The 487-nt window shown below is 49.5% G+C and carries 1 protein-coding gene; it reads right to left on the bottom strand.

Annotation, left to right across the window (positions count from 1 at the left end; translation table 11 throughout):
• Positions 1 to 487 (bottom strand): transposase (locus I6E24_RS16675; RefSeq protein ID WP_235329834.1); only part of this gene is annotated, 487 nt, incomplete at both ends.

Genomic DNA, 487 nt, shown 5'->3' with positions numbered 1-487 from the left:
CGCATCAGCGTGTCCTCATCTGCTCCAGTGAGTTCTGCAACTATGCCCACCACTTCAACAATTATTAGCCATATTTTCTCTACAACAGTCAGTTCGTAGGCTCCTGTATACACATCCTTGAAAAGTCCTCCTATGGTTTCGTAATCCAGACTTCTTTTCAGTAAGGCCAATAAGTTATACCGTATCATGACCAGCGAAACATGTGCCAGTTGGGCAGTGAAGTCCCGTGCGGAGCAATCGGCCAGCCCAAGCAGTCGTTTGCTATCGGCAAAGAAGACTTCAATGGCCCAACGCATGGCGTAGATTTCGTATGCGCGCATGAAATCAACCGATGTATCGGTAGTGAGCAGCATTCTCCATCCCTCAGCTTTGCCGCGCCGGCAGAAGAACAGACGGACCTGCCGTGTGCCCAGTTTCACATCGGTCATGGCATAGTGAATATGGTAACGTCTGCTGTACCTTATCTGTCTTGAGGATGAAAGCCTGC

The sequence above is a fragment of the Bacteroides caecigallinarum genome (assembly GCF_021530995.1).
Classification (GTDB): Bacteria; Bacteroidota; Bacteroidia; order Bacteroidales; family Bacteroidaceae; genus Phocaeicola; species Phocaeicola faecigallinarum.
This window is presented reverse-complemented; position numbering and strand designations above follow the sequence as displayed.